General features: G+C 56.8%; 5 protein-coding genes. 2 read left to right on the top strand and 3 right to left on the bottom strand.

Annotated elements, in window-relative coordinates; translation table 11 throughout:
- The coding region (locus ACP5J3_RS12945) for a hypothetical protein (RefSeq protein WP_428496066.1) at positions 1-307 on the top strand (307 nt) is incomplete at its 5' end.
- On the opposite strand, the gene ACP5J3_RS12940 is transcribed toward ACP5J3_RS12945, so the two are convergent.
- Positions 222-602, bottom strand: a complete 381-nt coding sequence (locus ACP5J3_RS12940) for a hypothetical protein (RefSeq protein WP_428496065.1) — start codon at positions 600-602, stop codon at positions 222-224. The genes ACP5J3_RS12945 and ACP5J3_RS12940 overlap by 86 nt on opposite strands.
- Positions 587-856 carry a hypothetical protein gene (locus ACP5J3_RS12935; RefSeq protein ID WP_428496064.1) on the bottom strand — a complete coding sequence of 90 codons (270 nt, stop codon included), beginning with the start codon at positions 854-856 and terminating at the stop codon, positions 587-589. Before ACP5J3_RS12935 ends, ACP5J3_RS12940 begins: the two co-directional genes overlap by 16 nt.
- Positions 857-924: 68 nt before the next feature.
- Between ACP5J3_RS12935 and ACP5J3_RS12930 the strand changes: the two genes are divergently transcribed.
- Positions 925-1,683, top strand: a complete 759-nt coding sequence (locus tag ACP5J3_RS12930; protein WP_428496063.1) for a sulfite exporter TauE/SafE family protein — start codon at positions 925-927, stop codon at positions 1,681-1,683.
- Between the two features lie 193 nt (positions 1,684-1,876).
- Here the strand turns inward: ACP5J3_RS12930 and ACP5J3_RS12925 are convergent, their stop codons facing one another.
- Complete coding sequence (locus tag ACP5J3_RS12925; protein ID WP_428496062.1) at positions 1,877-2,065, bottom strand: hypothetical protein; 189 nt, start codon at positions 2,063-2,065, stop codon at positions 1,877-1,879.
- Between the last annotated feature and the right edge of the window lie 486 nt (positions 2,066-2,551).

The following is a 2,551-nucleotide window of genomic DNA, read 5'->3' as shown; positions in this document are numbered from 1 at the left end:
TTATGTCAAGCTGGGGTGGCGGCCGGGGGACACGGTTTATCTAGGCAACCTCTCTGACCCCCTCTCCGCCGCTCTGCGGGTTAGGCGCCTAGCCCCCAGGCCGGTTGACGTGAGGAGGCTGGCGTACGCAGTGGCCAGAGCCCTGGCCGCGGCGCGTTACGTGGCGGAGCGCTGCAGAGACGGACCGGGGTGGAGGATAAGGACGTGGGAAGCCCTAGCCCTCATCGACGAGGCAATCTCCGCAGTTGCAAACGCCTGGCCCCCCACAGCGAGAGTATTTTGGAAAAGGCGACGCCGGCGCTGGTGAGGGAGGTCCCGTCCGACAAGCCATACTCGGCAAATTCCCTAAGCAACCTCTTTTCATACCTCCCCAGCTCCGCCTCCCCGGCGGAGGCCAGCTCAGCCAGAAAGCTCCTCTTGGCGCTGGAGCGTGAGTCTCTGAGGCTCCTCACGTAGAGAACCGGCCTGAGGTCGACCTCGACGACCCTCTCCGAGTGCTCCGCCATTGTGTAGACGGCCCTCAGCTTCGCGTCTAGGATGTACACCGCGAGCAACGCCGCCGTGAAGAGACACAGCGACAGGGCCCTCACGCCCCCGCCCACGTCGACTCGTCGTCGCCAGCGAAGAGCCGCGCCGCCTCCCCCACGCACTGCCAGAAGTCGCTTGGGTCGAGCTTCTCGACCTCGACGGCGATTCCCAGCGCCTTTCCGTAAAGCGCCACCTCGTCGACGGCGTTCTTCACGCGGTCCACCTCCGGATTCACGGTGGCCAGCACAATCTTCTCCGGTCTGCATCTATTAGCCACAGCCATTACGTGGTGGTAGGAGAAGCCCAGCGAAGCCACCAAAACCCGCATACAACACCTCCAAATCCAATTTTTATTTTTTCCTTCTAGAACTTAAAAACTCACAAAAGCCGCACCTCATGGTAACCGCCGGCGTCTTTGAGGTGGCTATCGTGGCCGCTGGGCTCGCCGTTTTGTCGTTTATATCTGGGATGCTTGGGCTCGGCGTCGCTTTCGCCGCGATTCCGTTTCTAGGTCTTTTTATGCAAGACCTGGTGCACGAAGTTCAGCCGCTCGCCCTCCTTCTTAACGGTGTTACGGCTTTATTTTCTGCATTTGGTTTTGCGAGAAGCAGACTTGTCGAGTGGAGGAGGGCTGCGCTCCTTAGCGTAGTTACAACACTGTCTGCGCCGATCGGCGCGTTTATTGTTCAATTCGTGCCGCAGATGATCGTGTGGGTTATCTACTTCGCCGCTGTTTTGTATCTAGCATATAGACTTTTCAAACCTATTAAAAGTTCTCGGGGGAGGGGGGAAAACTTTAAGTTGGCAGTTATATTTGCCGTACCTATCTCAGTGCTTGCGGGTTTTCTTGGCGTTGGCCCAGGGTTTTTACTTTTACCAACACTCATCCTCTTAGGATTTGAGCCTAAGAAAGCGGCGGGGATAAATGCCGTCGCCGTGTGTCCTCCCTCCTTCTCTGCATTAATTCCCCACTTATCAACTGCCCATTGGAATCCCTCCCTAGCGGCTATTTTAGTATTAATCGGCGCTGTTTCGGCATTCATCGGTGCGAGAGTTACAAGTCTTTTTATTCCGAGTGTTAAACTAAAACAAATGTTTGCAATCCTAATCTTAATTGTAACCATATATAAAATATATACATTAATAACAGTCTAGTATGGTACATCTAAGGAATGTATGACGGTGGGTGGAATAGCGGAGCACGGCTAAGGCGTGGATTCGTGGGGCTCGTCCCGCAGACAGACCTGGTTTAGGTCCTGGCGAGTCCAGAGCTGAGACCCCGCCAGCCACCGATAGCTGGCGCCTCGGCGCGGTGTGCCAAGTTCCACCTGCCAGCCCGCCTTCTCCGTTACACGGGTTGTGGTGGGCTTATCCCAAGAAGTAGCGACATGACGGCGGTGTTTAGCGCCAGGTATACAGGATATACGGCTACTGTGAGGGCTACTCCGCGTCTCCAGCCTTTTAGGTAGTGGCACATGGCGTAGGCTAGAAACGCGGAGGCCAGTGCATCCTCCAGCTCCAGCCGCGGCGCCGCCACAAATACACACGCCGCCTTGCAACGCGCCGATCCCCGCCGGCGTTGGAACGCCCCGACGGCTCAACGCCCGCGCAGATCGACCTACGCCGGGGGTTGCATCAGGCCACATGGCAACCTATCCGACATCTCTGGTGTCCACCTGCTGTCACCTGCAATGCGGCTCTTGGAATCATCTGCTGGACACCTGAGCCTCCAAGGGACGGGGAGGGGCGTCCTGCCCAACCGCCACACGCCGGACCTCAGAGTAGAGAGATCGACGCTATCCCAAGCGTCTCTACAAACACATAAACATGTGCACGGCGCGGCGAAGAATGGCGCTGGGTCTCGGCGTCTCTTAAGCATCCGGCCCGCCGCCTCTGCGAAGAATGGCGCACGGCCAGGCCGAACAGCGGAATATATGAATGTAAAACGCGGCAGAAAAGCATCCGCCAAAGAGACAAAAAACAGACGAAAAACTTAAAAACCCACAAAAACAATCAAAACCAG

It is taken from the genome of Pyrobaculum sp. (assembly GCF_049971835.1).
Taxonomy (GTDB): domain Archaea; phylum Thermoproteota; class Thermoprotei; order Thermoproteales; family Thermoproteaceae; genus Pyrobaculum.
Note: the sequence above shows the minus strand (reverse complement) of the source record. Positions and strands in the feature narration are given on the sequence as shown.

What these genes read in the sequence shown, in the direction of transcription:
- ACP5J3_RS12930 (WP_428496063.1), top strand. Translation starts at nt 925, where the DNA reads ATGGTAACCGCCGGCGTCTTTGAGGTGGCTATCGTGGCCGCTGGGCTC.
- ACP5J3_RS12935 (WP_428496064.1), bottom strand. Translation starts at nt 856, where the DNA reads ATGCGGGTTTTGGTGGCTTCGCTGGGCTTCTCCTACCACCACGTAATG.